The organism is Bradyrhizobium sp. SRL28 (assembly GCF_018596315.1).
Classification (GTDB): Bacteria; Pseudomonadota; Alphaproteobacteria; order Rhizobiales; family Xanthobacteraceae; genus Bradyrhizobium.
On record NZ_JAHEAG010000003.1, the window covers coordinates 508,631 to 529,282 of the forward strand.

The 20,652-nt window shown below is 62.3% G+C and carries 29 protein-coding genes; 18 read left to right on the forward strand and 11 right to left on the reverse strand.

Annotated elements, in window-relative coordinates; translation table 11 throughout:
* Nucleotides 1–18: 18 nt before the first annotated feature.
* The 3 genes from KIP88_RS10335 to KIP88_RS46450 all read left to right on the forward strand — a co-directional run bounded on the left by KIP88_RS10335 (nt 19) and on the right by KIP88_RS46450 (nt 1,969).
* Nucleotides 19–1,446 carry a non-oxidative hydroxyarylic acid decarboxylases subunit C gene (locus tag KIP88_RS10335; protein ID WP_214487773.1) on the forward strand — a complete coding sequence of 476 codons (1,428 nt, stop codon included), beginning with the start codon at nt 19–21 and terminating at the stop codon, nt 1,444–1,446.
* Entirely contained in the window at nt 1,443–1,697 is a 255-nt protein-coding gene (locus KIP88_RS10340; protein WP_249790661.1) for a non-oxidative hydroxyarylic acid decarboxylases subunit D, read from the forward strand. Before KIP88_RS10335 ends, KIP88_RS10340 begins: the two co-directional genes overlap by 4 nt.
* Nucleotides 1,698–1,828: 131 nt before the next feature.
* A complete protein-coding gene (locus KIP88_RS46450) occupies nt 1,829–1,969 on the forward strand; it encodes a hypothetical protein (RefSeq protein WP_249790662.1) in 141 nt (46 codons plus the stop codon).
* Nucleotides 1,970–2,005: 36 nt separating this feature from the next.
* On the opposite strand, the gene KIP88_RS10350 is transcribed toward KIP88_RS46450, so the two are convergent.
* The 3 genes from KIP88_RS10350 to KIP88_RS10360 form a co-directional block, all read right to left on the reverse strand.
* The gene (locus KIP88_RS10350; RefSeq protein ID WP_214487775.1) at nt 2,006–2,302 is read right to left on the reverse strand and encodes an addiction module antidote protein; all 297 of its coding nucleotides are present in this window, start codon (nt 2,300–2,302) and stop codon (nt 2,006–2,008) included.
* Nucleotides 2,303–2,479: 177 nt separating this feature from the next.
* Nucleotides 2,480–2,854, reverse strand: coding sequence for a hypothetical protein (locus tag KIP88_RS10355; protein WP_214487776.1), 375 nt, complete (start codon nt 2,852–2,854; stop codon nt 2,480–2,482).
* 1,467 nt (nt 2,855–4,321) lie between these two features.
* On the reverse strand, nt 4,322–4,501 hold the full coding sequence (locus KIP88_RS10360; RefSeq protein ID WP_214487777.1) for a hypothetical protein: 180 nt from the start codon (nt 4,499–4,501) through the stop codon (nt 4,322–4,324).
* Between KIP88_RS10360 and KIP88_RS10365 the strand changes: the two genes are divergently transcribed.
* The 7 genes from KIP88_RS10365 (at nt 4,494) to KIP88_RS10395 (ending at nt 8,363) form a co-directional block, all read left to right on the forward strand.
* Entirely contained in the window at nt 4,494–4,760 is a 267-nt protein-coding gene (locus KIP88_RS10365) for a hypothetical protein (protein ID WP_214487778.1), read from the forward strand. The two genes, KIP88_RS10360 and KIP88_RS10365, sit on opposite strands and share 8 nt — an antisense overlap.
* Nucleotides 4,761–4,981: 221 nt before the next feature.
* On the forward strand, nt 4,982–5,431 hold the full coding sequence (locus KIP88_RS10370) for a nuclear transport factor 2 family protein (protein ID WP_214487779.1): 450 nt from the start codon (nt 4,982–4,984) through the stop codon (nt 5,429–5,431).
* 167 nt (nt 5,432–5,598) lie between these two features.
* A complete protein-coding gene (locus tag KIP88_RS10375) occupies nt 5,599–5,865 on the forward strand; it encodes a hypothetical protein (protein ID WP_214488020.1) in 267 nt (88 codons plus the stop codon).
* A 175-nt stretch (nt 5,866–6,040) separates the two neighbouring features.
* On the forward strand, nt 6,041–6,475 hold the full coding sequence (locus tag KIP88_RS10380) for a nuclear transport factor 2 family protein (RefSeq protein WP_214487780.1): 435 nt from the start codon (nt 6,041–6,043) through the stop codon (nt 6,473–6,475).
* A gap of 117 nt (nt 6,476–6,592) precedes the next feature.
* Nucleotides 6,593–7,468 carry a hypothetical protein gene (locus KIP88_RS10385; protein WP_214488021.1) on the forward strand — a complete coding sequence of 292 codons (876 nt, stop codon included), beginning with the start codon at nt 6,593–6,595 and terminating at the stop codon, nt 7,466–7,468.
* A 183-nt stretch (nt 7,469–7,651) separates the two neighbouring features.
* Nucleotides 7,652–8,068: a hypothetical protein gene (locus KIP88_RS10390; protein WP_214487781.1), complete on the forward strand. Its 417-nt coding sequence runs from the start codon at nt 7,652–7,654 to the stop codon at nt 8,066–8,068.
* Nucleotides 8,069–8,225: 157 nt separating this feature from the next.
* Nucleotides 8,226–8,363: a hypothetical protein gene (locus KIP88_RS10395; protein ID WP_214487782.1), complete on the forward strand. Its 138-nt coding sequence runs from the start codon at nt 8,226–8,228 to the stop codon at nt 8,361–8,363.
* A gap of 35 nt (nt 8,364–8,398) precedes the next feature.
* On the opposite strand, the gene KIP88_RS10400 is transcribed toward KIP88_RS10395, so the two are convergent.
* The 3 genes from KIP88_RS10400 to KIP88_RS10410 all read right to left on the reverse strand — a co-directional run bounded on the left by KIP88_RS10400 (nt 8,399) and on the right by KIP88_RS10410 (nt 9,733).
* Nucleotides 8,399–8,542 carry a hypothetical protein gene (locus KIP88_RS10400; RefSeq protein WP_214487783.1) on the reverse strand — a complete coding sequence of 48 codons (144 nt, stop codon included), beginning with the start codon at nt 8,540–8,542 and terminating at the stop codon, nt 8,399–8,401.
* A gap of 250 nt (nt 8,543–8,792) precedes the next feature.
* Complete coding sequence (locus KIP88_RS10405; RefSeq protein WP_214487784.1) at nt 8,793–9,272, reverse strand: MaoC family dehydratase; 480 nt, start codon at nt 9,270–9,272, stop codon at nt 8,793–8,795.
* A 2-nt stretch (nt 9,273–9,274) separates the two neighbouring features.
* Nucleotides 9,275–9,733, reverse strand: coding sequence for a MaoC family dehydratase (locus tag KIP88_RS10410; RefSeq protein ID WP_214487785.1), 459 nt, complete (start codon nt 9,731–9,733; stop codon nt 9,275–9,277).
* Nucleotides 9,734–9,942: 209 nt separating this feature from the next.
* Between KIP88_RS10410 and KIP88_RS10415 the strand changes: the two genes are divergently transcribed.
* A complete protein-coding gene (locus KIP88_RS10415; protein WP_025590606.1) occupies nt 9,943–10,236 on the forward strand; it encodes a DUF4282 domain-containing protein in 294 nt (97 codons plus the stop codon).
* 132 nt (nt 10,237–10,368) lie between these two features.
* Here KIP88_RS10415 and ychF read toward each other — a convergent pair whose 3' ends face one another.
* From ychF to KIP88_RS10435, 4 genes are all read right to left on the reverse strand, one after another.
* The gene (ychF, locus tag KIP88_RS10420) at nt 10,369–11,466 is read right to left on the reverse strand and encodes a redox-regulated ATPase YchF (RefSeq protein WP_214487786.1); all 1,098 of its coding nucleotides are present in this window, start codon (nt 11,464–11,466) and stop codon (nt 10,369–10,371) included.
* A 135-nt stretch (nt 11,467–11,601) separates the two neighbouring features.
* On the reverse strand, nt 11,602–12,207 hold the full coding sequence (gene pth / locus KIP88_RS10425) for an aminoacyl-tRNA hydrolase (RefSeq protein ID WP_214487787.1): 606 nt from the start codon (nt 12,205–12,207) through the stop codon (nt 11,602–11,604).
* Between the two features lie 21 nt (nt 12,208–12,228).
* Nucleotides 12,229–12,948 carry a 50S ribosomal protein L25/general stress protein Ctc gene (locus tag KIP88_RS10430; RefSeq protein ID WP_214487788.1) on the reverse strand — a complete coding sequence of 240 codons (720 nt, stop codon included), beginning with the start codon at nt 12,946–12,948 and terminating at the stop codon, nt 12,229–12,231.
* Nucleotides 12,949–13,229: 281 nt separating this feature from the next.
* Nucleotides 13,230–13,523 carry an accessory factor UbiK family protein gene (locus KIP88_RS10435; protein WP_214487789.1) on the reverse strand — a complete coding sequence of 98 codons (294 nt, stop codon included), beginning with the start codon at nt 13,521–13,523 and terminating at the stop codon, nt 13,230–13,232.
* Nucleotides 13,524–13,722: 199 nt separating this feature from the next.
* Here KIP88_RS10435 and KIP88_RS10440 point away from each other — a divergent pair, with 199 nt between their 5' ends.
* From KIP88_RS10440 to pgeF, 5 genes are read left to right on the forward strand one after another with little or no spacing between them, the layout of a single operon-like run.
* Complete coding sequence (locus KIP88_RS10440) at nt 13,723–14,457, forward strand: dienelactone hydrolase family protein (protein ID WP_214487790.1); 735 nt, start codon at nt 13,723–13,725, stop codon at nt 14,455–14,457.
* Between the two features lie 13 nt (nt 14,458–14,470).
* Nucleotides 14,471–14,959, forward strand: a complete 489-nt coding sequence (locus KIP88_RS10445; RefSeq protein WP_214487791.1) for a GNAT family N-acetyltransferase — start codon at nt 14,471–14,473, stop codon at nt 14,957–14,959.
* Between the two features lie 5 nt (nt 14,960–14,964).
* Complete coding sequence (lgt, locus tag KIP88_RS10450) at nt 14,965–15,810, forward strand: prolipoprotein diacylglyceryl transferase (protein WP_214488022.1); 846 nt, start codon at nt 14,965–14,967, stop codon at nt 15,808–15,810.
* An 8-nt stretch (nt 15,811–15,818) separates the two neighbouring features.
* On the forward strand, nt 15,819–16,946 hold the full coding sequence (locus tag KIP88_RS10455; protein ID WP_374226442.1) for a class I SAM-dependent methyltransferase: 1,128 nt from the start codon (nt 15,819–15,821) through the stop codon (nt 16,944–16,946).
* Nucleotides 16,943–17,710, forward strand: coding sequence for a peptidoglycan editing factor PgeF (pgeF, locus tag KIP88_RS10460; protein WP_214487793.1), 768 nt, complete (start codon nt 16,943–16,945; stop codon nt 17,708–17,710). Before KIP88_RS10455 ends, pgeF begins: the two co-directional genes overlap by 4 nt.
* Nucleotides 17,711–17,713: 3 nt before the next feature.
* Here the strand turns inward: pgeF and KIP88_RS10465 are convergent, their stop codons facing one another.
* The gene (locus KIP88_RS10465) at nt 17,714–18,715 is read right to left on the reverse strand and encodes an NADP-dependent oxidoreductase (RefSeq protein ID WP_214487794.1); all 1,002 of its coding nucleotides are present in this window, start codon (nt 18,713–18,715) and stop codon (nt 17,714–17,716) included.
* Between the two features lie 133 nt (nt 18,716–18,848).
* Here KIP88_RS10465 and KIP88_RS10470 point away from each other — a divergent pair, with 133 nt between their 5' ends.
* Nucleotides 18,849–19,466 (forward strand): hypothetical protein, encoded by a 618-nt coding sequence (locus tag KIP88_RS10470; protein WP_214487795.1) that lies wholly within the window; start codon nt 18,849–18,851, stop codon nt 19,464–19,466.
* Nucleotides 19,467–19,636: 170 nt separating this feature from the next.
* A complete protein-coding gene (locus KIP88_RS10475; RefSeq protein ID WP_214487796.1) occupies nt 19,637–20,590 on the forward strand; it encodes a ribose-phosphate pyrophosphokinase in 954 nt (317 codons plus the stop codon).
* Nucleotides 20,591–20,652: the final 62 nt, after the last annotated feature.

Below are 20,652 nucleotides of genomic sequence, written 5' to 3' on the forward strand. Positions count from 1 at the left end.
CGGAAAGGCGGACATTTCATGCGGGCATATCAGGATCTGCGCGAATTTCTGTCGGTGCTCGAAAGTGAAAAGCTACTGCTGCGCATTGCCGAGCAGGTCAATCTCGAGCCCGACCTGGCAGCGGCCGCCTGCGCGCTGACGAAGTTCGACGAAGCCAGCCCGGCAATATTGTTCAACAATGTCGCCGGTTACCATACCGCCCAGGTGGCGATGAACGTTCACGGCTCCTGGCCCAACCACGCGCTGGCGCTCGGCATGGACAAGAAGGCTTCGCTGCGCGACCAGTTTTTCGAGTTTGTCCGCCGCTACCAGCAGTACCCGGGCGAACTGGAGCGCGTGGACACCGCTCCATGGCAGGACGTGGTGATCGACAAGGAGGTGAACCTGTACGATCTGATGCCGCTCTTCCGCCTGAACCGTGGCGACGGCGGATATTTCATCGACAAGCCGTGCGTCATCAGCCGCGATCCGGACGATTGGGACAATGACGACGTGGAGAATGTCGGGGTCTATCGCCTGCAGGTGAAGGGCCGGAATCGCCTGGGTATCCAGACGGTGCCGCAGCACGACATCGCCGTCCAGCTGGCGCACGCCGAAGAGCGAGGTGAAGACCTTCACATCGCGATAGCGCTCGGCAACGAGCCGCTGATCACGCTGATGGGGGCGACGCCGATGTTGTACAATCAGCTCGAATACAAGATGGCTGGCGCCATGCAGGGCAAGCCCTATCGCGTGGTCAAGACTGCGAAGGGATTGGACGTCCCCTGGGGTTCCGAATACGTGCTGGAGGGCAGGATACTCGGCGCCCAGCGCGAGACCGAGGGGCCGTTCGGCGAATTTCCCGGCTACTATTCCGGATGCCACCAGTATCCGGTGATCGAGATCGACCGGGTATCACACCGCAAGAATCCGATCTTCGATGCCGTGTACGTCGGCAGGCCCTGGACTGAAATCGATTATCTGCAGGCGATGACGACCAGCGCGCCGATCTTCGTGCAACTGCACGCGACCTTTCCGGAGGTCGTTGCGGTCAACGCCCTGTATACGCATGGGCTGGTCGTGATCGTTTCGACCAGGACGCGCTACGGCGGCTTCGCCAAGGCGGTCGGCATGCGTGTGCTCACCACCACGCACGGTCTTGGTTACGCCAAGATCGTCATCGTCGTCGATGCGGATGTCGATCCGTTCGATCTCAGGCAGGTGATGTGGGCGTTGTCAGTCAAGGTCAATCCGGCGGGCGATCTGCTGGTTCTGCCCAATCTCTCCGAAAATCTGCTCGATCCCGCGTGCGAGCCGGGCGGAATGGCCAGCAAGATGATCATCGACGCGACCACTCCGATCGCTCCCGACAAGCGGGGCGATTATGGGCAGGAACTCGATACGCCGCAGCAAACCGACGTGTGGCTGAAGAAGCTCGATACACTGATAAAGGGACTCGGCAAATGAACCAGATGGGCTCGGTTTGTCCGCGGTGCCGATCCGGTACCGTCGAAGTACAAAGTACCTCGCCGGTCGCGGGGATCTGGACGGTCTATCACTGCAAGATCTGTCTCTACGCCTGGCGCTCGACAGAGCCTGAGGAAAACACCGATCCCGACAAATACCCGGCGCCCTTCCGGCTCAACCCGGACGATCTGGCAAAGCTTCCGGTGGCTCCCAGTATCCCGCCGCGTCGGCAGCCAGCGACCGATCGCTAGGCTGTCTTCCTCAAGCGTTTCGCGTGGGCGACCCTTGCAGGCGCCGATGGGCAGATGAATGGTCCTGCATGTGCGACGATGAATGCCCGCATTGCGGCGCGCGCGACATGACGCCGTACAGCAGTGAGGACTTGACCGAGCTGATCGAGCAGGATGGCAACGAATTTGTCGCGCTGCGCTCTCCAGCTTCGGCAGAGCATGATCCCGACTATCGAGAACTCGGCCGTTTTCCATCGCGCGCGAAAGCAGAGGAATGCCGGGGGCTCAACTGACTCCACCTGACTCGTCATTCCCCGCGCGGCTTCTTCCTACGCCGCCTTCGATCCCTGAGGTTGGGCGACCAGATCGATGCCGAGCGCGTGAAGCACCTTGATGACGGTGCCGAATTCCGGCCTCGCCTCTCCGCCCAGTGCCCGGTACAAATTCTCGCGCGAGAGACCAGCTTTTTCCGCCACCGCGCTCATGCCCCGCGCGCGGGCAACCGTGCCGATGGCAACAGCGATGGCAGATGCATCTTCGGATTCGAGAGCTTCGTTGATGTAGGCTGCGATCATCTCGGGACTGTCGAGATATTCGGCCGCATCGAACGGTTTTGCCTTGGCCATTTCAGTCCCGAGCCAGTTCGAGAATTCATCCGCTTTCTTGATCGGCGGCATCCGTAGCGTATACGCTACATCATCATTTTGTCAAAGCGAGGCCTGCACGCTGATGAATTCAGGACGCGCCGCTTTCGCGGCACGCTCAGGTACACATTGCGCATCGGGGAATGACGGCCGCACGGATCACCCCATACTCATCACCCCCACCGCCAGCAGCGACAGCAACATCACGTTCGTCACCAGTTGAAGCGACGTCGTGGGCTGGGCGCGCCACTTCTCGATCTTTTCGAGAAAGGAGAGGCCGGCGTTGAAGAACAGCGGCTCGTAGCTGTGCTTCAACAATTTTGGAAACTTTGGCGCGAGCCAGGGCGTGAGCAGGCCATGGAAGATCGAGGCCGTCACGACGAGCAACACGACGCCGCCGGCGATCTCGTGATGGGCGAGTTTCAAGAGCAAGGCTGCGGTGGCGAAGGTCGGGAAGCTCTGCAGGAGGAATGTCAGCGTAAAACCTTCGAGCCGGTTGAGCGCGCGGGATTTCGGAGCTGCTATGGCGTTCATGGCGGCGTTTCCTGCGCTTGCGTCCTCGGCGAGGACGGCGATGAGCGGGAGAATAGAAAATCGGGAGAGGCTGTGCCGTGATGGAGATCACGCTGACTGAAGCACGGGACGCGTGGTGATAGCCCCTCACCCGGCGCCTGGCGCCGACCCTAAGAGCGAGCTTCGCTCGTCTCGACTCCGCCAGTGAGGGGCGAGGTGACTTCGTTGCGCTTCGTGCGCCCGGGAGATCCGACGAACCCGCGCGGCGTTCGCGCGAAGACACCACTACCGGTTGCGTTGCCTGTTGGGCAAATCACGCTTGGGATTGGTCCAGTGCGCGCGGCAAAAATATTCCGCTTCGCCGTTACCCCAAATCACCCTTACAACTCCCGCCATCCCGCACCCGCTAGAGGGGCGTATCGCGATCGTCACGGACGTTGGGCGCGGGATGCGGTGGACGCGGCAGCGTCGGGCGCGCGACGTGATCGCAGGGCGGGCTTCGGCCTGTGAGCGATCGAACGGTGCGCAGACGACCGGCGCTTAAACGCCTCGGCCAAAACTTCTTCCGGCAGCACATGAGCCGGTCGAAGCGCATGGCCCGGGGAAGCCGCGGACGGCAAAGCCGTGTGGTCCTGGCACCCGTTGCTGGTGTCAAGCTGATGGAGATTCATCGGGCTCAACCGGGCTTCGATGGATCGTCAATCCGTCAGGGACGGAGGCAAGACGAATTCGTCTCCGGGGAGAGCGCGATATAAGCCGTTAAAACCATTGCGCAGGGAAGGCCGGGTGTTCCGGCGCACCTGTGGTCACCCGTGTGCATTTTGTGCGCACGACTGCGGGTGCTGAGGGCACCCGGCTTTCCCTGCGCCCTCTTCGTTTTCGAGGGCATCGCCGACCGCATCACTCCGGGCGCTTCGCGCCGCGAGAACGCGAGGGCGTGTCTTGTAGGATGGGTAGAGCGAAGCGAAACCCATCAAGCGCCGCGTCCATCACGATTGATGGGTATCGCTTCGCTCCACCCATCCTACACGGTCGTCATGCCCCGCGAAGGCGGGGCATCCAATACGCCGCGGCTTCTCGGCTCAAGCACGGGCGTCTCTGGAATACTGGGTCACCCGCATTCGCGGGTGACGACAACCGACTAGCTGTTTGACATTCGAATCCGACATCGCAGCCGCGTCATTGCGAGGAGCGATAGCGACGAAGCAATCCATGGCTGCAACGCCGAATACTCGGAGAGATGGATTGCTTCGCTTCGCTCGCAATGACGGTGGAGAAAGCGTTCAGGGCTGTTTGAAATTCGAATCAAGAATGCAGCACACTCATTGTCGTCCCTGCGAACGCAGGGACCCATACCGCGTGATCTGTCGATAAGGCAGTATGGCAGACGCCTTTCGCAAAACTTCCGCCGGTGGTTATGGGCCCTGCTCCCGTGCGCAATTGCGCACTAGGCAGGGACGGCAGCGAGAATGCAGCGACGCCGCCCCCTCACCCCGACCGGCGGTTGCTCGTGTTCTGCGTCATGTTGCCGTGCTCGGCCTGTTCGCGGATGTTGTTCTTCTCGTCGTCGCGATGGCCCTTGGTGGTGTCGAGGGGAACGCTGGGCGCGCTGCCGGGACCCTTGTGGCTCTGGTTTTCCTGGGGGATAGGAGGTGGAGTTTTGGTCATCATGGTCTCCGTTATCAACGGAACAAGACAACGGTCGCCGTGGCGGGATCGTTCCCTGGAACGTCGGCATGCAACGGCGGCATGCATTGTCGCCGGCCGCGAAGGCCGGTTCAGTGTGGTTGCTGTGGCTACAATGGGAGACCCTCTTGAAGGTAATCGGCGCGGTCAGCCTGCTGGCACCCATAAGAAGAAGGCAAGGCTCGTGATCGACCTGCAAACCAGCAAGGCCGTGCCGGAAGCGGAATTCGGCAGGCCGTAACGCGCGCCGCTATATGGACCGACGGGCCGGTGATCGTCGTTCGAGGGCCGGAGGCCAAGTGTCGCAACCGGCGGCTTGAACCTTCTTCGCGGCGGCCGCGTCAAAATACCTTCAGAAACATACTTTCAGAAACTTTAAATCCTTTTGCTGATTGATAGCTCCGCCGTTCCGTTCACAATGGGTCTGGCAAGAGCCGGGTCGAGCACAGGTAGGATGGGCGAATGACCGAGGGATCAAATCGCCAGCACGTGCTGGATTTCCTCAACGTCCTGTATTCCGGCGACGTCGAAGCCGCCGTGGAGCGCTGCACCGACGACGTCGAATTCCTCGCCAATGCCCCGATCGATATCCTGCCCCATATGGGCCACCGCCGCGGCAAGGCTGAAATGCGCGCGATGTGGAATGCGGTGCGCGCCCGCTATTCCGAGCTGCGCTGCGAGGTGCCGATGCTGGTCACCGAGGACGACAAGGCCGCCGCCTTCATCCGCGTGTTCTTCCGCAAGACCATCAACCAGCGCATGGTGCAGTTCGATATCGCCGGCTTCTACACGCTGCGCGACGGCAAGATCAGCCATATCAGGGAAATCATCGACACCTTCGATCTGGTCCAGCAACTGCTCGAGCGCGATATCGCCGCGATCCTGACCGGCAGGCGGCCGGACCCGATCTAGCGATTACGGACTCCGTCATTCCGAGATGCGCCGCGGAGCAGACCCCTCGGATGCGCAATCGCACATCTGAGGTGCACGCCAACGCGCCGCTTATTTTCCGCGCACCATTGAACCTCGTTGCGCCGGCCGTGACACACCACAAGGCTGTTTCCGTACACGAAGAACCTATGAAGATCGCTTTGCTGGCCTTGCTTGGTTTGGCGTTGGGGGCGCTGGGGGGCGCGGCACTGGGCATCGGGGCAGGCCTCGCCTGGGTGGAAATCTTCAAAACCACGAGTTTTGAAGGCTATAGCGGGATGCTGGTGTTCTTCACCTTCATGCCGCTGGGGGCCGCGATCGGCGGCATCGGCGGCGCCCTGCTGTTCGGCATCATCGCCATTCGCGACGCCGAAATCGCCATCGAACGCGAGCCGGTGCGCCGCCCCGAGCGCTAAATCCGGCAGAATCACCGCATTTGTGCAATGCAAAAACGGCAATTGTATTTCGGCCAAACTGTTCTATTTCTGGCTGCAACAGTGAAGTTCGGCATTTCGGCCCGGCGTCGATGAAGACGCCCCCTTTGGGCGCGATTGCCGCTTATTAAAATCCAGTTTCAAGGACCAAACCAAAATGACAGAGCATAGTCTCTGGCGTTTTTCGCGCGCGTTGCATCGTGCGATCAATGAACGCCAGCCCGCCGATCTCGAAGCCCTGCTCGACGAGGACGTCGACTGGGCGATCTATGGACCGATCGACATGTATCCGTTCTTCGGCTCGCGCCGCGGCAAGGCAGCCGTGATCGATGTCATCAGGCAGATCGCCGACAACTTCCGCGTCCACCGCTTCGACCGCGAATCGATCATGCTGGGGGTGGATTCGGCCGCATCGATGATGCGCTATTCGCTGACCGCGCTGGATTCGAACAAGCCGATCTCCTTGCGGATCGCCCATTTCGCCCAGTTCAGGGCCGGCCGCCTGACCAACTTCCGCGTGCTGGTCGACACCTTCGATCTGGTCGAGCAGACCGTGGGCTATCCGATTCACCTGCCGCGGATGGCGGTTTAGGCGCGTCATCATTACACCCGCCATAATTTCGCAACAGAGCGAACGCATTCTGGGCGCGACTTGGAATGCGGGCGGGCAATGATTCCCAAAATGCGATTTGGCTGGGCGCGGCTGCCAATGCTGGTGGCCGGCGTCAGTGTAGTTTCGATGCTGGCGGCAGCGGCACAAACACCGCCGGCGGACGACGATCCGGACACGCCTGAGGCGGAAGAGACCGAGGCGGCTCCCGACGTCAACGACGTCGACATCATGAAGGACATCGACGTCAGCAAGCTCGACTGGAGCCTGCTCAATGTCGATGCGTCGACCCTGACCTTTCAGGCGCCGAAGGGAGGCAGCTCGTCGAAAGCCGCTGCCAGCGTTGATGCCGCGTGGTCCGCCAATGAAAGGGCGAACGGCACCTCTGCGGTGTCGATCAAGCAATCCATCACGCCGTTCTGGGATACCCGCATCGGCGCCGACATGACGGTCGCGCGGCAGGGCACGGCGACGACGTCCGAGCAGCTCTCGGAAAAACTCGCCAATGGCGGCAGCCTGCCGCAATCGTCCGGCACGGCCTGGGCTGCGATCACGGCCCCCGGCGTCGCCTCGATTTGGGACAAGACCTCCGTCGAAGCCCGCGTCGATCCTGGATCCGAGCAGAGCAGGCTCGGCACCTCCCTGAGCAAATCGCTGCCGCTCAGCGAGCAGTATTCGGTGACCCTGAAGAACGACTACAACCTGATCCAGCAGGGCATCGTGCCGGTGCCCGGCATCGTCAGCCATCCGGCGCGCAGCTACGAGACCGACCAGTCGGCGAGGCTCAGCATCACCGACACTGGCACCAGCTTGATCGCCGGCCAGACCCTGTCGACCTCGGACGATAAATGGCTGCGCAAGGTCGGCGCCGAGCAGAAGCTGTTCGACGGCGTCACAATCTCGGGCTCGATCGGCGAAACGCCTTCCGGCGCCGCCAGCAAAAGCCTCACCGCGGGGTTCAAACGTAGCTGGTAGAGGCCGGAAATCGTCCCGATTTGACGCAGTTTGCCGGCCCCAAAGCGCCGCCCCAGAGAATGATCAACCATTGCCGCATATTGGACAAGATGCGGCCAAAATCGGCAGTGCAGATGGGAACACTCCACTTCGTCGTGCGGGGGACGTCCGCGCTCGCCTGAAAGCGAAACAGAGGAATTGCCGATGAACGCCACCATTCGCCCCGAACAGATTGATGAGACCCCGGAGGTCGACAACGATCTCGCCGCCGTATCCGAAGTCGAAGCCGGCATCCGCGATTTCGTTCGCAACGACATCGCCTACCTGCGCCGTCCCGCAGTGGCCCCGGACACCGCGCCGCTCGACGCGAACGCGGAAGCCACCGTCAACAATGTCAATTCGCTGATCCAGCGCGTCGCCGGCACTTCGCTGGCGGAAATCGAGAAGCTGATTTCCGAACTCGAAAGCCTCCGCGACCTCCTGCATGCCGAAGGCCAGCGCGTCCAGCGCGAGATCTCGGGCTATGCCCAGCTCAGCCAGGCCGCGATGAAGTCGACGCGCATGATCTCCGACAACGTCACGCAGTGGAAGCGCGCTGCCGACGGCCTGCGCAACAGCTGATCCCGATCGTTGCAAAAATCTAACACTCCGCCGTGTTCCGTACAGGAGCGCGGCGGTTTTGTTTGGCAGGACTCGATCAGAATTCTATAAGCACGATGCGTCCAAAGACGGATGTCGTCACGCGGCGGCAGTCACCTTTTTCAAGGACACATCGGCGATGCAGAACGTTCAGCCAGACAACATGGATTCAATGCCGCTGCGGCAATCGTCGCATAGCGTGGGCACGATCGTGATCCGCTTCGTCGGACTGCTGACGTTTGCCGTCGTGGCAATGACGCTGATCTGGAGCCGCTGAACTTTCTTCAGCGCTCATGGCTATCCGATCCGCAATTACTGGCGGATGAAGGCGGTGTCCTCGATCGTGTAGACACCATCGGCATAGGATTTCACCACCATGCCGGCGGTCAGCATCACCGCCAGCGTGACGGTTGCGAAGACAAAGCCGACGAATTTCAGGCTGCCGCGATCTGCCATAATCATCCCCTCGGTACTTCCCTGAGACGCATTTGGCAGGCAGAAAGTTCAAATTGCGTTAGCAAAAAATCCGTTCCGTGGAGTCATGGATTACGAGGAGCTAACGGCACAATTCGCTAACCATGTTCCGGCCCCGCCCCCGCGCCCATTGGCCGGGTGTAACCCGGCCATCCACGGCTTGCTTCCGCTGCTGTTAAGACGTGGATGCCCGGCATAAAGCCGGGAATGACGCGGTGAGAGCAGGCTTCCCTCAACCCGCCTTCCGTCGCGGCACGAAGGCGGTCGCGAGGAACGAATACGCCACTTCGCCGCGCTGGTTGATGCCGGTATTGCGGGCCTGCAGGATGCCCCATTCGGGACGCTTCTCCGAGGTCCGCTTGGTTTCAACTACACTGGAAAAGCTGATGGTGTCGCCGGCCAACACCGGCCTGATCCAGCGCAGTTCACGAAAGCCCGGCGAGGGCCCCCACACCGCGACCTCTTCGCCGCGTGCGACAGCCTCCGCCGTCAAGCGCTTGCCGTCGGCGACCAGGAGCTTCATGCAGACCGCCGCGACGTGCCAGCCCGATGCAGCCAGTCCCCCGAACAGGGATTTGCGTCCTTCCTCCTCATCGAGGTGAAAGCGCTGCGGATCGAATTGCGCGGCAAACTTCTTGATGTCGTCGGCAGTGAAGGTGAACGAGCCGAACTCGCGCTGCGCGCCGATCTCGATGTCCTCGAAGAAACGCATCGCTATTCCGCTCCCGCCTCGGCACGCCGGCGCACGATGATCGGCGACTCCATCTCGCACAGCACCACGCCAGCCGCGTTGCGGATCATCCCCTTGAAGGTCACGATGCCGGTTTCGGGACGGCTCTTCGAAATTCTGGCCTCCGCGACGTCGACATGCAGCGTCAGGTCGTCGCCCGGGCGGAGCGGCGCCAGCCAGCGCATCTCGTTGACGCCGGGCGAACCCATTGACGCCGTGCGGCCGATAAAGCCGTCAAACAGCATCCGCATCATGATCGAGCCGAGATGCCAACCCGAACCGGACAGCCCCTTCAGCATCGACGCATTGGCGGCGGCCTCGTCCAGATGCATCGGCTGCGGGTCGAATTCGGCGGCAAAGGCCAAAATCTCCTCGCGAGTCACGTGGCGCGGTCCGAACGTGCCGAAATGGCCGGGCGTGAAGTCTTCAAAGGTCAGTGTCATCATCGATCGAGGATAAGGATTGGGGATTGGTTGTGGAGAAGCCTGAATGTGGCCGTTATTTGCGGCAATCTCAACCCGTCCACCCGCATGGCTCGTTCGCCAGAGGCGAGTACCGTTCCCGGCGCTCACCCCTGACTTGCCCGAAGCAATTTTCGGGGCTAGCCCTGTGCCATCTGGGACCAGGTTTTTGACTCGCCGGAGAACCATCGATGCTCGATTTTCAGGATCTGTTTCAGTGGGACCGCTTCATCACGCCCACGATCATCAAGACCTTCTACTGGCTGGTCATCGGCTTGATCGTGCTGTTCGGCCTGTCCGGGATATTCTCGGCACTTGCCGCGATGGCGATCAGCCCGTTCGGCGGATTCATCCTGCTGCTGTCCTCGATCGCCGGTGTCGTGGTCGGCGTGGTGTTTTCGCGCATCGCCGCGGAATTCATCCTGATCGTCTTCCGCATCAACGAGCATCTCGGCGCGATCCGGGATCAGGGGCAGATGCGGTAATCACGCCGGAATCGTAGGGTGGGCAAAGCGCAGCGTGCCCACCATTCCCGTACGATCGTTGAAGGATGGTGGGCACGGCGCAAATGCGCCTTTGCCAACCCCACGGGGTCCGCATCCGCGGCACCCGGTATCTCAGGTATTAAACCTGAAATGCATCACGTCGCCGTCGGCGACGACATATTCCTTGCCTTCCAGCCGCAGCTTGCCGGCGTCGCGGGCGCCGGCTTCGCCGTTCAGCGCGACGTAATCGGCATAGGCGATGGTCTCAGCCCGGATAAAGCCCTTCTCGAAATCAGTATGGATCACGCCGGCCGACGCGGGCGCCTTGGTGCCGCGGTGGATGGTCCAGGCGCGGGCCTCCTTCGGGCCGACGGTAAAATAGGTGATGAGGTCGAGCAGCTGGTAGCCGGCGCGGATCAGGCGGTCGAGGCCGGCCTCTTCGAGACCCAGCGTCTCCAAAAACTCGGCGCGCTCCTCGCGTGACAGGGTTGCGATCTCGGATTCGATTTTGGCCGAGATCACTACCGCGACCGCGCCTTCCTTCTTGGCGTGCTCGAACACCTGGTTTGAGAAGCTGTTGCCGTCCTTGGCCGACCCTTCCTCGACGTTGCAGACATAGAGCACCGGCTTCGACGTCAGCAGGCCGAGCATATTGAACGCGCGCTCTTCCTCCGGCTTGCGCTCCAGAAACCGCGCCGGCTTGCCGTCGCGCAGCAACACCAGCGCGCGGTTGACGAGATCGAGCGCCTCCTTGGCGTCCTTGTCGTTGCCCTTGGCCTTCTTGGCGAGGTTGTCGACGCGCTTTTCCAGGCTGTCGAGGTCGGCAAGCATCAGCTCGGTTTCGATGGTCTCGATGTCGGCCAATGGGGCGATCTTGCCTTCGACATGGGTGATGTCGGAGTCTTCGAAACACCGCACCACATGCGCCACCGCATCGACCTCGCGGATGGTGGCGAGGAACTGATTGCCGAGGCCTTCGCCCTTGGAGGCGCCGCGGACGAGGCCCGCGATATCGACGAAGGTCAGTCGCGTGGGGATGATCTGCGCCGACTTTGCGATGTCGGACAGCTTGTCGAGCCTGGGATCAGGCACGGCGACCTCGCCGACATTCGGCTCGATGGTGCAGAACGGATAATTCGCCGCCTGCGCCGCTGCCGTCTCGGTCAGCGCGTTGAACAGCGTCGACTTGCCGACATTGGGCAGGCCGACGATACCGCATTTGAATCCCATCTCAGCTTCCGATCTTTCGTGCGAACCCGCAGCACGTGAATTGATGTGAGGTCGTCATACGCGGGCTTGACCCGCGTATCCATCTTTCTTGAGATGATGGGTCGCCGGATCAAGTCCGGCGATGACGAGGTGAGCTCATTGCCCGCCATTCTCGTCCTTGTCGAAAAATCCCTTGGCCTGCAGCGTCAGATGCACCTTGTTCTGGAACGTCGAGTCCTTGCCCGTCGCCAGCAGCCCGGCATTTTCGGCCACCGCCTCGCACAGCGCTTCCACCCACGGCCGGTCGCTCTTCGCAAAATCCGACAGCACGTGGCTGTGCACCAGCTCCTTGACGCCGGGATGACCGATCCCGAGCCGCACCCGGCGATAGTCATTGCCGATATGCGAAGAGATCGAGCGCAGCCCGTTGTGGCCGGCAATGCCGCCGCCGATCTTGACGCGCACCTTCGCCGCCGGCAGTTCGAGTTCGTCCTGAAACACGGTGATGTCGCCAGCGGACAGTTTGAAGAAGTTCGCGGCTTCCTGAACCGCGCGCCCGGACTCGTTCATGTAGGTAGTCGGCCGCAGCAGAACGACCTTCTCGCGATCGAGCGAGCCTTCGGAAGTCTCGCCCTGAAAGCGGCGGCGCCACGGTGCGAAACCATGACGCCGCGCGATTTCATCGACGGCCATGAACCCAATGTTGTGCCGGTTGTTCGCGTATTTCGAACCGGGGTTACCTAGACCGACAAACAGGCGCATGACGCGGCATCCTGCCGCTGTTTACTTCTTCTTGTCGCCGCCCGCCGGCGCCTTGGCGGCCGCCGCCGGAGCTGCAGCACCCGCCGCAGGCGCGGCAGCAGCCGGAGCGGCACCCGCCGCCGGAGCACCCGTGCCGGCAGCCGCAGCAGCCGCAGCAGCCTTCTGTTCTTCGGCGTAGCCGGACGGCGGCACGATGGTCACCAGCGTCGCGTCTTCACGCGACAGCGACTTCACGCCGGCCGGCAGCTTGATCTCGGACAGATGCAGCGAGTGGCTGATTTCCAGCGCCCCAACATCCGCGTCGATGTACTGCGGAATGTTTTCGACCGAGCATTCGAGATCGATGGTGTGGGTGACGATGTTGACGGTGCCGCCGCGCTTGACGCCGGGCGAGGTTTCGCCGTTCACGACGTGCAGAGGGACGCTGACGCGGATGGTCGCGCCTTCACCGAGCCGCATGAAATCGACATGCAGCGGGAAGTCACGCACCGGATCGAGGTGGAAGTCGCGCGGAATCACGCGGTGCTTCTTGCCCTCGAGATCGATATCGTAAATCGTGGTCAGAAAGCGGCCGGCCAGGATGCGCTGGCGCAGTTCCTTGTCGTCGACCGAAATGGTCACGGGGGGCTGGTTGTTACCATAGATCACTCCGGGCACTCTCCCGGCGCGACGCTCTGCCCGGGCGGCCCCCTTGCCGCTCTGCGGACGCGCGGTCGCCTTCAATTCCTTGACGGTCGCCATCGTGTTAAGTCCTTGTTTTCTAAAAAGTTAAAGGCCGCATCGCGGCCCGTTGGCGTCCCACAGCAAGCCTCCAGGGGTGCGGGGGCTGCGGACGTGGCGGGCTTTTAGCCCCAAAGGGGCAAAATGACAAGGAAATGAAGGGATTTTTCTGCGGTTTTGGGGGGCTGAGCCGGAAAGCGCCCGTAGCCCGGATGGAGCGGAGCGAAATCCGGGAACACCCTATCAGCCGTAAAACTGCCCCGGATTGCGCTGCGCTCCATCCGGGCTACGGGCAAAGACCCCTAACCGTCCGTCTTCGTGCTGCCGGCATCCGTCACTGCCGGCGAAATGCCCAGCTTGGCTTCCAGCGCCGCGATCCGGCCCTTCAGCGCCTCGTTCTCCTCGCGCGCCAGGCGGGCCATATCCTTGACCGCGTCGAACTCCTCGCGCTTGACGAGGTCGAGGTCGCGCAGGATGCGTTCGGCCTGATTGCGCACGACGCTGTCGACCTCGCGCTTGACGCCCTGCGCGGCGCCGGCGGCGTCGTTCATCAAACGGCCGATCTCGTCGAAAAACCGATTGCTGGTCTGGGTCATCTGAAAACGCTCCGGTCGCTGCAAATTGATCGTCACCGGCAAGACAATGGCGATCCCAAAGGCAAGGTTCAAGGGCAAGGTTCAAGTGCGCCGTTCAAGGCAGACGTGATGCCCCTTTGCCTTGTCATGCCCCGGTTTCCTTGCAATCGTATCAAGCGCTTCACCAGTAACCAGAATCACAACGCAAAAAGAAACGCCCATGATCGACCAGCAGATCGATATTGCGACCAAGGACGGCAAGACCACAACCTTCATCACCCATCCCGAACGCGGCGGGCCCTTTCCGGTCATCATCTTCTACATGGACGCGCCGGCGATCCGCGAGGAACTGCGCGACATGGCGCGGCGGCTCGGCACGTCAGGCTATTACGTGATGCTGCCCAACATGTATTACCGCTCCGGCGTCATGGAGCTGGGGCCGATCCCGCCGGACCCGGAAGCGCCCGAGCGCAAGCAGATGTTCGGCTTCATGAACTCGATCAACATTCCCATGGTGATGGAAGACACCAAGGCCCTGCTTGCCTATGCCGAGACGCAAGAAGCGGCGAACACGAAAATCGTCGGCACCGTCGGCTACTGCATGAGCGGCCGCTACGCGGTCAACGCGGCGACGCATTTTCCGGATCGTGTGAAGGCGGCGGCTTCGATCTACGGCACCCACCTTGCGACCGACGAGCCCGACAGCCCGCATCTGGCTGCAAGCAAGACCAAGGCCGAATTGTATTTCGCCTGCGCCGAGACCGACATCTATGCGCCGCAGGAGATTATCGACAAGGTCGCGGCCGGCATGAAGGGATCGAACAACGAGGTCGAGATCTATCCGGGCACCCATCACGGTTTCGCCTTCCCGAAGCGCCCGGTCTACCACCGCGACGCCGCCGAACGGCACTGGGAGCGTCTGCTGGCGCTCTATCGCCGCAACCTGTCAACATGATCGCAAGATAGCGATGGCTGGAATCCGACTCAGAGATTACGAAAGCGCGGATGCGCAAAATCTGAACCGGATTGCAGTCTCGGCCTTTGATCAGTTTCGAGACCACTATGGCGACTGGCCGGCGATGCTTGCCGGCCTGTCGAAGACCTCTGATCTCAGTGCGAGTGGAGAAGTCATCATTGCCGAACTTCAGGACAAATTTGCCGGCGCCGTCGCCTATTTCGCGCCGAACAGTCAAAAAGCCGCGTTCTTCGATCAACGCTGGCCCATCATTCGCATGCTGGTCGTTGACCCCGCGTTTCGCGGAAAAGGGATTGGGCGAGCCTTGAGTGATGAATGTATTGCGAGAGCCAGACGCGACGGGTCGCCGGTCATTGCGCTCCATACCAGTCCGATCATGTCGGTCGCCTTGCCGATGTATCTGAAGATGGGGTTTGTCAAAGCCTATGACGCCCCGCCGATCTTCGGCGTAGCCTACGCGGTCTACACGAAAGCCCTGTGAGCCAGATGCCCTTTCTCACCATCACCTTTCCGGCAATTGATCCCGTCGCCATCTCGGTCGGACCGCTCGCGATCCGATGGTATGCGCTGGCCTATATCAGCGGCATCGTGATCGGATGGATTTATGCGCGCGCGCTGATCAGGAGCGAGAAATTGTGGAGCGGGCCGGCGCCGATCGCGCCCTTGCAACTCGACGACTTCATTCTCTGGGTCACCATCGGCATCATCCTCGGCGGCCGCACCGGCTACGTGCTGTTCTACAACCCTGCCTTCTTCGTCCAGAATCCGGCCGCCATTCTCAAACTATGGGAAGGCGGCATGTCCTTCCACGGCGGCTTTCTCGGCTGCGTCGCCGCGGTGATGCTGTTTGCGCTCAAGAACAATATCTCCATCCTGTCGCTTGGCGACATCACGACCGCAGTCGCTCCGATCGGAATATTGCTCGGGCGGATCGCCAACTTCATCAAAGGCGAGTTGTGGGGGCGTGAGGCGGATGCCAGCGTGCCCTGGAGAATGATCTTTCCCGATGACCCGCTCCAACTTTTCCGTCACCCAAGCCAGCTCTACGAAGCGGCGCTCGAGGGCGCCCTGCTGTTTGTGGTCCTGGCGGTCATGGTCCGGATGGGCGCGTTGAAACGGCCGGGCCTGATCCTCGGCAGCTTCATCGCGATCTATGGTCTTGCACGCATTACCAGCGAGTTTTTCCGCGAACCCGATCCCCAGCTCGGATTTTTGTGGGGCGGGCTGACCATGGGTATGCTTTTGTCGGTACCCATGATCATTGCCGGGGCCATCCTGATTATGATGGCATGGCGCCGCAAGGCGCCGGAGCATATACAGAAGTCGATTTAAGGCAGGCCGTGACCGAATTTTCACCGTTGCAGGCGGAGATCCACAAGCTGATCAAATCGTCAGGGCCGATGCCGGTCTGGCGATACATGGAGCTGTGCCTGATACATCCCGAGCACGGCTATTACGTGTCGCGCGATCCATTGGGCCGCGAGGGCGATTTCACCACCGCCCCCGAGGTCAGCCAGATGTTCGGCGAGCTGCTCGGTCTATGGACGGCTTCGGTGTGGAAGGCGATCGGGTCGCCGCCGACGCTGCGGCTGGTCGAACTCGGCCCCGGCCGCGGCACCATGATGGCGGATGCGCTCCGCGCGGTTCGGGTGCTGCCGCCGCTCTATCAATCGCTCCATGTCCATCTCGTCGAGATCAACCCGGTGCTGCGCGAGAAGCAGCGGGCGACGCTATCCGGCGTCCGCAACATCAGCTGGCATGACAGCATCGACGAGGTGCCGGAGGGCCCGGTGGTCATTCTCGCCAACGAATACTTCGACGTGCTGCCGATCCATCAGGTGGTCAAACGCGAGACCGGCTGGCACGAGCGCGTCGTCAAGCTCGACCCCGATGGCAAGCTGGTATTCGCAGCCGCTGACGATCCGATGCCTCGCTTCGAGGTGTTGCTGCCGCCGCTGGTGCGCGCGGCCCCTGTCGGCGCCGTGTTCGAATGGCGGCCAGACAACGAGATGATGAAGATCGCCGCGCGGATACGCGACCAGGACGGCGCAGCGCTGATCATCGATTACGGCCATCTGCGCAGCGACGCCGGCGACACCTTCCAGGCGATCGCCCGCCACAGCTTTGCCGATCCCCTGAAGAATCCGGGCCAGGCCGATGTCACCGCCCATGTCGATTTCCAGGCGCTGGCGCGCGCGGCAGAAGACGTCGGCGCGCGCGTTCATGGCCCGGTGACGCAGGGCGACTTCCTCAAGCGGCTCGGAATCGAGACGCGGGCCGTCACGCTGATGGGAAAAACCACGGCGGAAGTTTCCGCCGATATTTCCGCCGCACTGAAACGCCTGACCGACAGCGGCCGCGGCGGCATGGGATCGATGTTCAAGGTGCTTGCGGTCACCCAACCCAATCTCACCATGGTCGCGGGTCTCAGCGACGAACCGCCGGCGCAGGGAGACGAAACAGAATGACGTTCGGATCGTCGCTGCTCGCAGCCATTCCAGGGCTGCGCCACGCCTTCTTCACCCGCGAGGGCGGGATATCCAGCGGAATCTATCAGGGCCTCAACGGCGGACTCGGTTCGAACGACGATCCGGCCAGTGTCGCGGAAAATCGCCGCCGGATGGCCGAGCAGATGGGCGTCGCGCCCGACCGCCTGCTCAGCGCGCACCAGATCCATTCACCCGACGTCGTGGTGGCGACCGGACCATGGCAAGGTGACAAACCGCGCGCCGACGCGCTCGTCACAAGCACGGAAGGCATCGCCATCGGCATCACCGCCGCGGATTGCGGCCCGGTCCTGTTCGCCGACGCGAGCGCTCGCGTGATCGGCGCGGCGCACGCCGGCTGGAAGGGCGCGCTGACCGGCGTGCTGGAATCGACCATCGACGCGATGGAGAAACTCGGCGCTGAGCGCTCCGGCATCGTCGCCGCCATCGGTCCCTTGATCCGCCAGCACTCCTATGAAGTTGGCAGCGAATTCGTCGAGCGCTTCCTGGATGCCGATGCAGAGAACGGCGTGTTCTTCATCCCCTCGACTCGCGCAGGCCATGCGATGTTCGACCTCGCCGGTTTCATCCGGATGCGGCTGGAAAATGCCGGCGTGCTCATGATCGACGACATCGGCGTCGACACCTATTCCGACGAGCGGTTCTACAGCTACCGCCGCTCGGTGCACCGGAAAGAGCCGGACTACGGCCGCCACGTCCACGCGATCGCGCTGGAGCGCGAGTGATTCTCATCTCACCTTCAACACCACCTTGCCCCGCGCCCGGCCGGCCTCGAGATAGGTCAGCGCATCGGGCAACTGCTCGAAGGCGAATTCGCGATCGACCACCGGCCTGATCGCGCCGCCCTCCACCAGGGCGGCGATGTTGCGCAACTGGTCGCCGTTGGATTCCGTGAAGGACCATTCGTATCGCGCCCCGGCGGCCGCGCTGGCGGCGTAAACCTTCCGTCCCATCAGCCAGACGACGATGCCCACCAGCAGCCCGGCGCCCTCGCGCCGGGCGAAATCCCGATCCGGTGGCCCGCTGAGCGAAATCACCACGCCGCCGCGCTTCACCACCTTGAAGGCATCGATGGTGAATGCGCCACCGAGCGTGTCGTAGACGATATCGTACTTGCCATCCTGCTGAAGATAGTTCTCGCGGTCGTAAGCGATGACGCGGTCAGCTCCGAGCGAAGCGACGAAATCCGCGTTTTTCGAACTCGTCGTCGACGTCACGTGAAGACCGAGATGCTTTGCGTATTGAACCGCAAATGTGCCGACGCCGCCGGAGCCGGCATGGATCAGGATCCGCTGCCCGGACTTCGCACCGGCACGCCCGAACATCTGCACCGTGGTCAGCCCGACGAGCGGCAGCGAAGCCGCTTCCGCGTGTGAAATTGAAGCCGGCTTGAGCGCGACGAGCTTTTCGCCAAGGGCGATTTGCTCGGCAAATGTACCAATCGTGTCGCGCGACGCGCGGACAAACACCGCATCGCCCGGTTTGAATTTCGACGCTCCGGCTCCCACCGAGGACACGACACCGCTGGCATCGAACCCGAACGGGCGCGGCAGCTGATATTTCGAGACGCGCTTCAGGTCGCCATGCGCGATCTTGAAGTCGATCGGATTGAGGCTGGCGGCATGGATTTCGATTCTGACGTCGCCGGGGCCCGGGACCGGATCGGCGATTTCCGCCAGGCGGACATGGTCGGCGATCGCGCCATAGCCGTCGAGAACAAAGGCCCGCATGGATCATCCTGCCGGGTTGGGGAATTCTGGCAACAACAAGGTGAACGGAGGCGAGCTCGACGCAATCTTTTTGGCGGACCGGTGCACCCGCTGCCCTAGACCTTAACACATTTTAACGATATCGCAGGAAGCAATGAGGGACACCTTGATAGCTTCGTGCCTGAAAGCGCCGCGCGCCATGATCGCCGCGGCGCTCCTTGCCGTTTCCTGCGCGCTGGGTGGCTGCGCCGGCGGCGGTGCGACGGGCAGCGGCTCGTACGCGATGGCACCGAGCGCCGGTGGCGGCGCCACCGTGGCATTCGAATCGATCGACGGTCCGCCGCCGCAGGTATTCGATCGGATGGTCGGCGTACTCGACAGCGAATCGAAGCTGCGCAACCTGTCGATCGTCTCCCGCGAGGGCGGGGCTGCCTACCGTGTGCGCAGCTATCTCTCGGCGCAGGTGGTTCGCGGCAAGACCGTGATCGCCTGGGTCTGGGACGTCTACGACAACAACCAGCAGCGCGCGCTGCGGCTTTCCGGCGAAGAACCCGCCGGCAAGGCGGGCCGCGACGCCTGGGCGGCGGCTGATGACCTCGTGCTGCGCAAAATTGCGCAGGCCGGCCTTGCCGGCCTCACCGGCATGGTCAATGGAACGCCGGATGCGGCTCCGGCCCCGGCCAGCCGCGGCCCGGCGGTTGCGAGTGCGGAAGGGGCCCTACCCGTTCAGGATGAGGCCAGCGTCACGGCGCTCGGTTTCAGCGCCCAATAAACGGCCCGTTAAGGTCCCGTATTGGCCGATTTTTGACCGGGAAAACGACGTCAACGGGTTGCCAGCCGGGCCCCCCGCCTGTATTTCCTCGCTCATCAAAACGCGCTGGTTCCCGAGGGCTTCTCGATATGCTGAACATCGTATCCAGCAAGGCGCGAGGAGAAGGATCGATGTCGGCCAAGAACGGCTCCATCAAGCTCGTCGCCGGCAATTCCAATCCCGCGCTGGCGCTGGAAATCGCCAATTGGCTTCGCCTGCCGCTTACCAAGGCCGTGGTGCGGCGTTTCGCCGACATGGAAATCTTTGTCCAGATCCAGGAAAACGTGCGCGGCTCCGACGTTTTCATCATCCAGTCGACGTCGTTTCCCGCCAACGACCACCTGATGGAATTGCTGATCATCACCGATGCGCTGCGGCGGGCGTCGGCGCGCCGAATCACTGCGGTGGTCCCTTATTTCGGCTACGCCCGGCAGGACCGCAAAGTTGGTTCGCGCTCGCCGATCTCAGCCAAGCTGGTGGCCAATCTGATCAGCCGCGCCGGCGTCGACCGGGTGATGACGCTCGATCTGCACGCCGAACAGATCCAGGGCTTCTTCGATATTCCGACCGACAACCTCTACGCCTCGCCGGTGATGGTGCGGGATATCAAGGAAAGCTCCGACCTCACCAGCGTCATGGTGGTGTCGCCCGATGTCGGTGGCGTGGCACGCGCCCGCGGCCTCGCCAAGCGCATCAACGCCCCGCTGGCGATCATCGATAAGCGCCGCGAGCGCGCCGGGGAATCCGAGGTCATGAACGTGATCGGCGATGTCGCCGGCTACACCTGCATCCTGGTCGACGACATCGTGGATTCCGGCGGCACGCTGGTGAATGCGGCCGACGCGCTGATCGCCAACGGTGCCAAGGATGTCTACGCCTACATCTCCCATGGCGTGCTGTCGGGCGGCGCTGCCGCGCGCATCGCCTCGTCGAAGCTGAAAGAGCTCGTCATCACCGACTCGATCCTGCCGACGGAAGCAGTCACCAAGGCCGCAAACATCCGCACGCTGTCGATCGCGCCGCTGATCGCGGAAGCGATCAGCCGCACCGCGTCGGAAGAATCGGTGTCGAGCCTGTTCGACTGAGGCAGGCTTGTAGCTTGTAGGGTGGGCAAAGCGCAGCGTGCCCACCATTCACGATGCCGCTT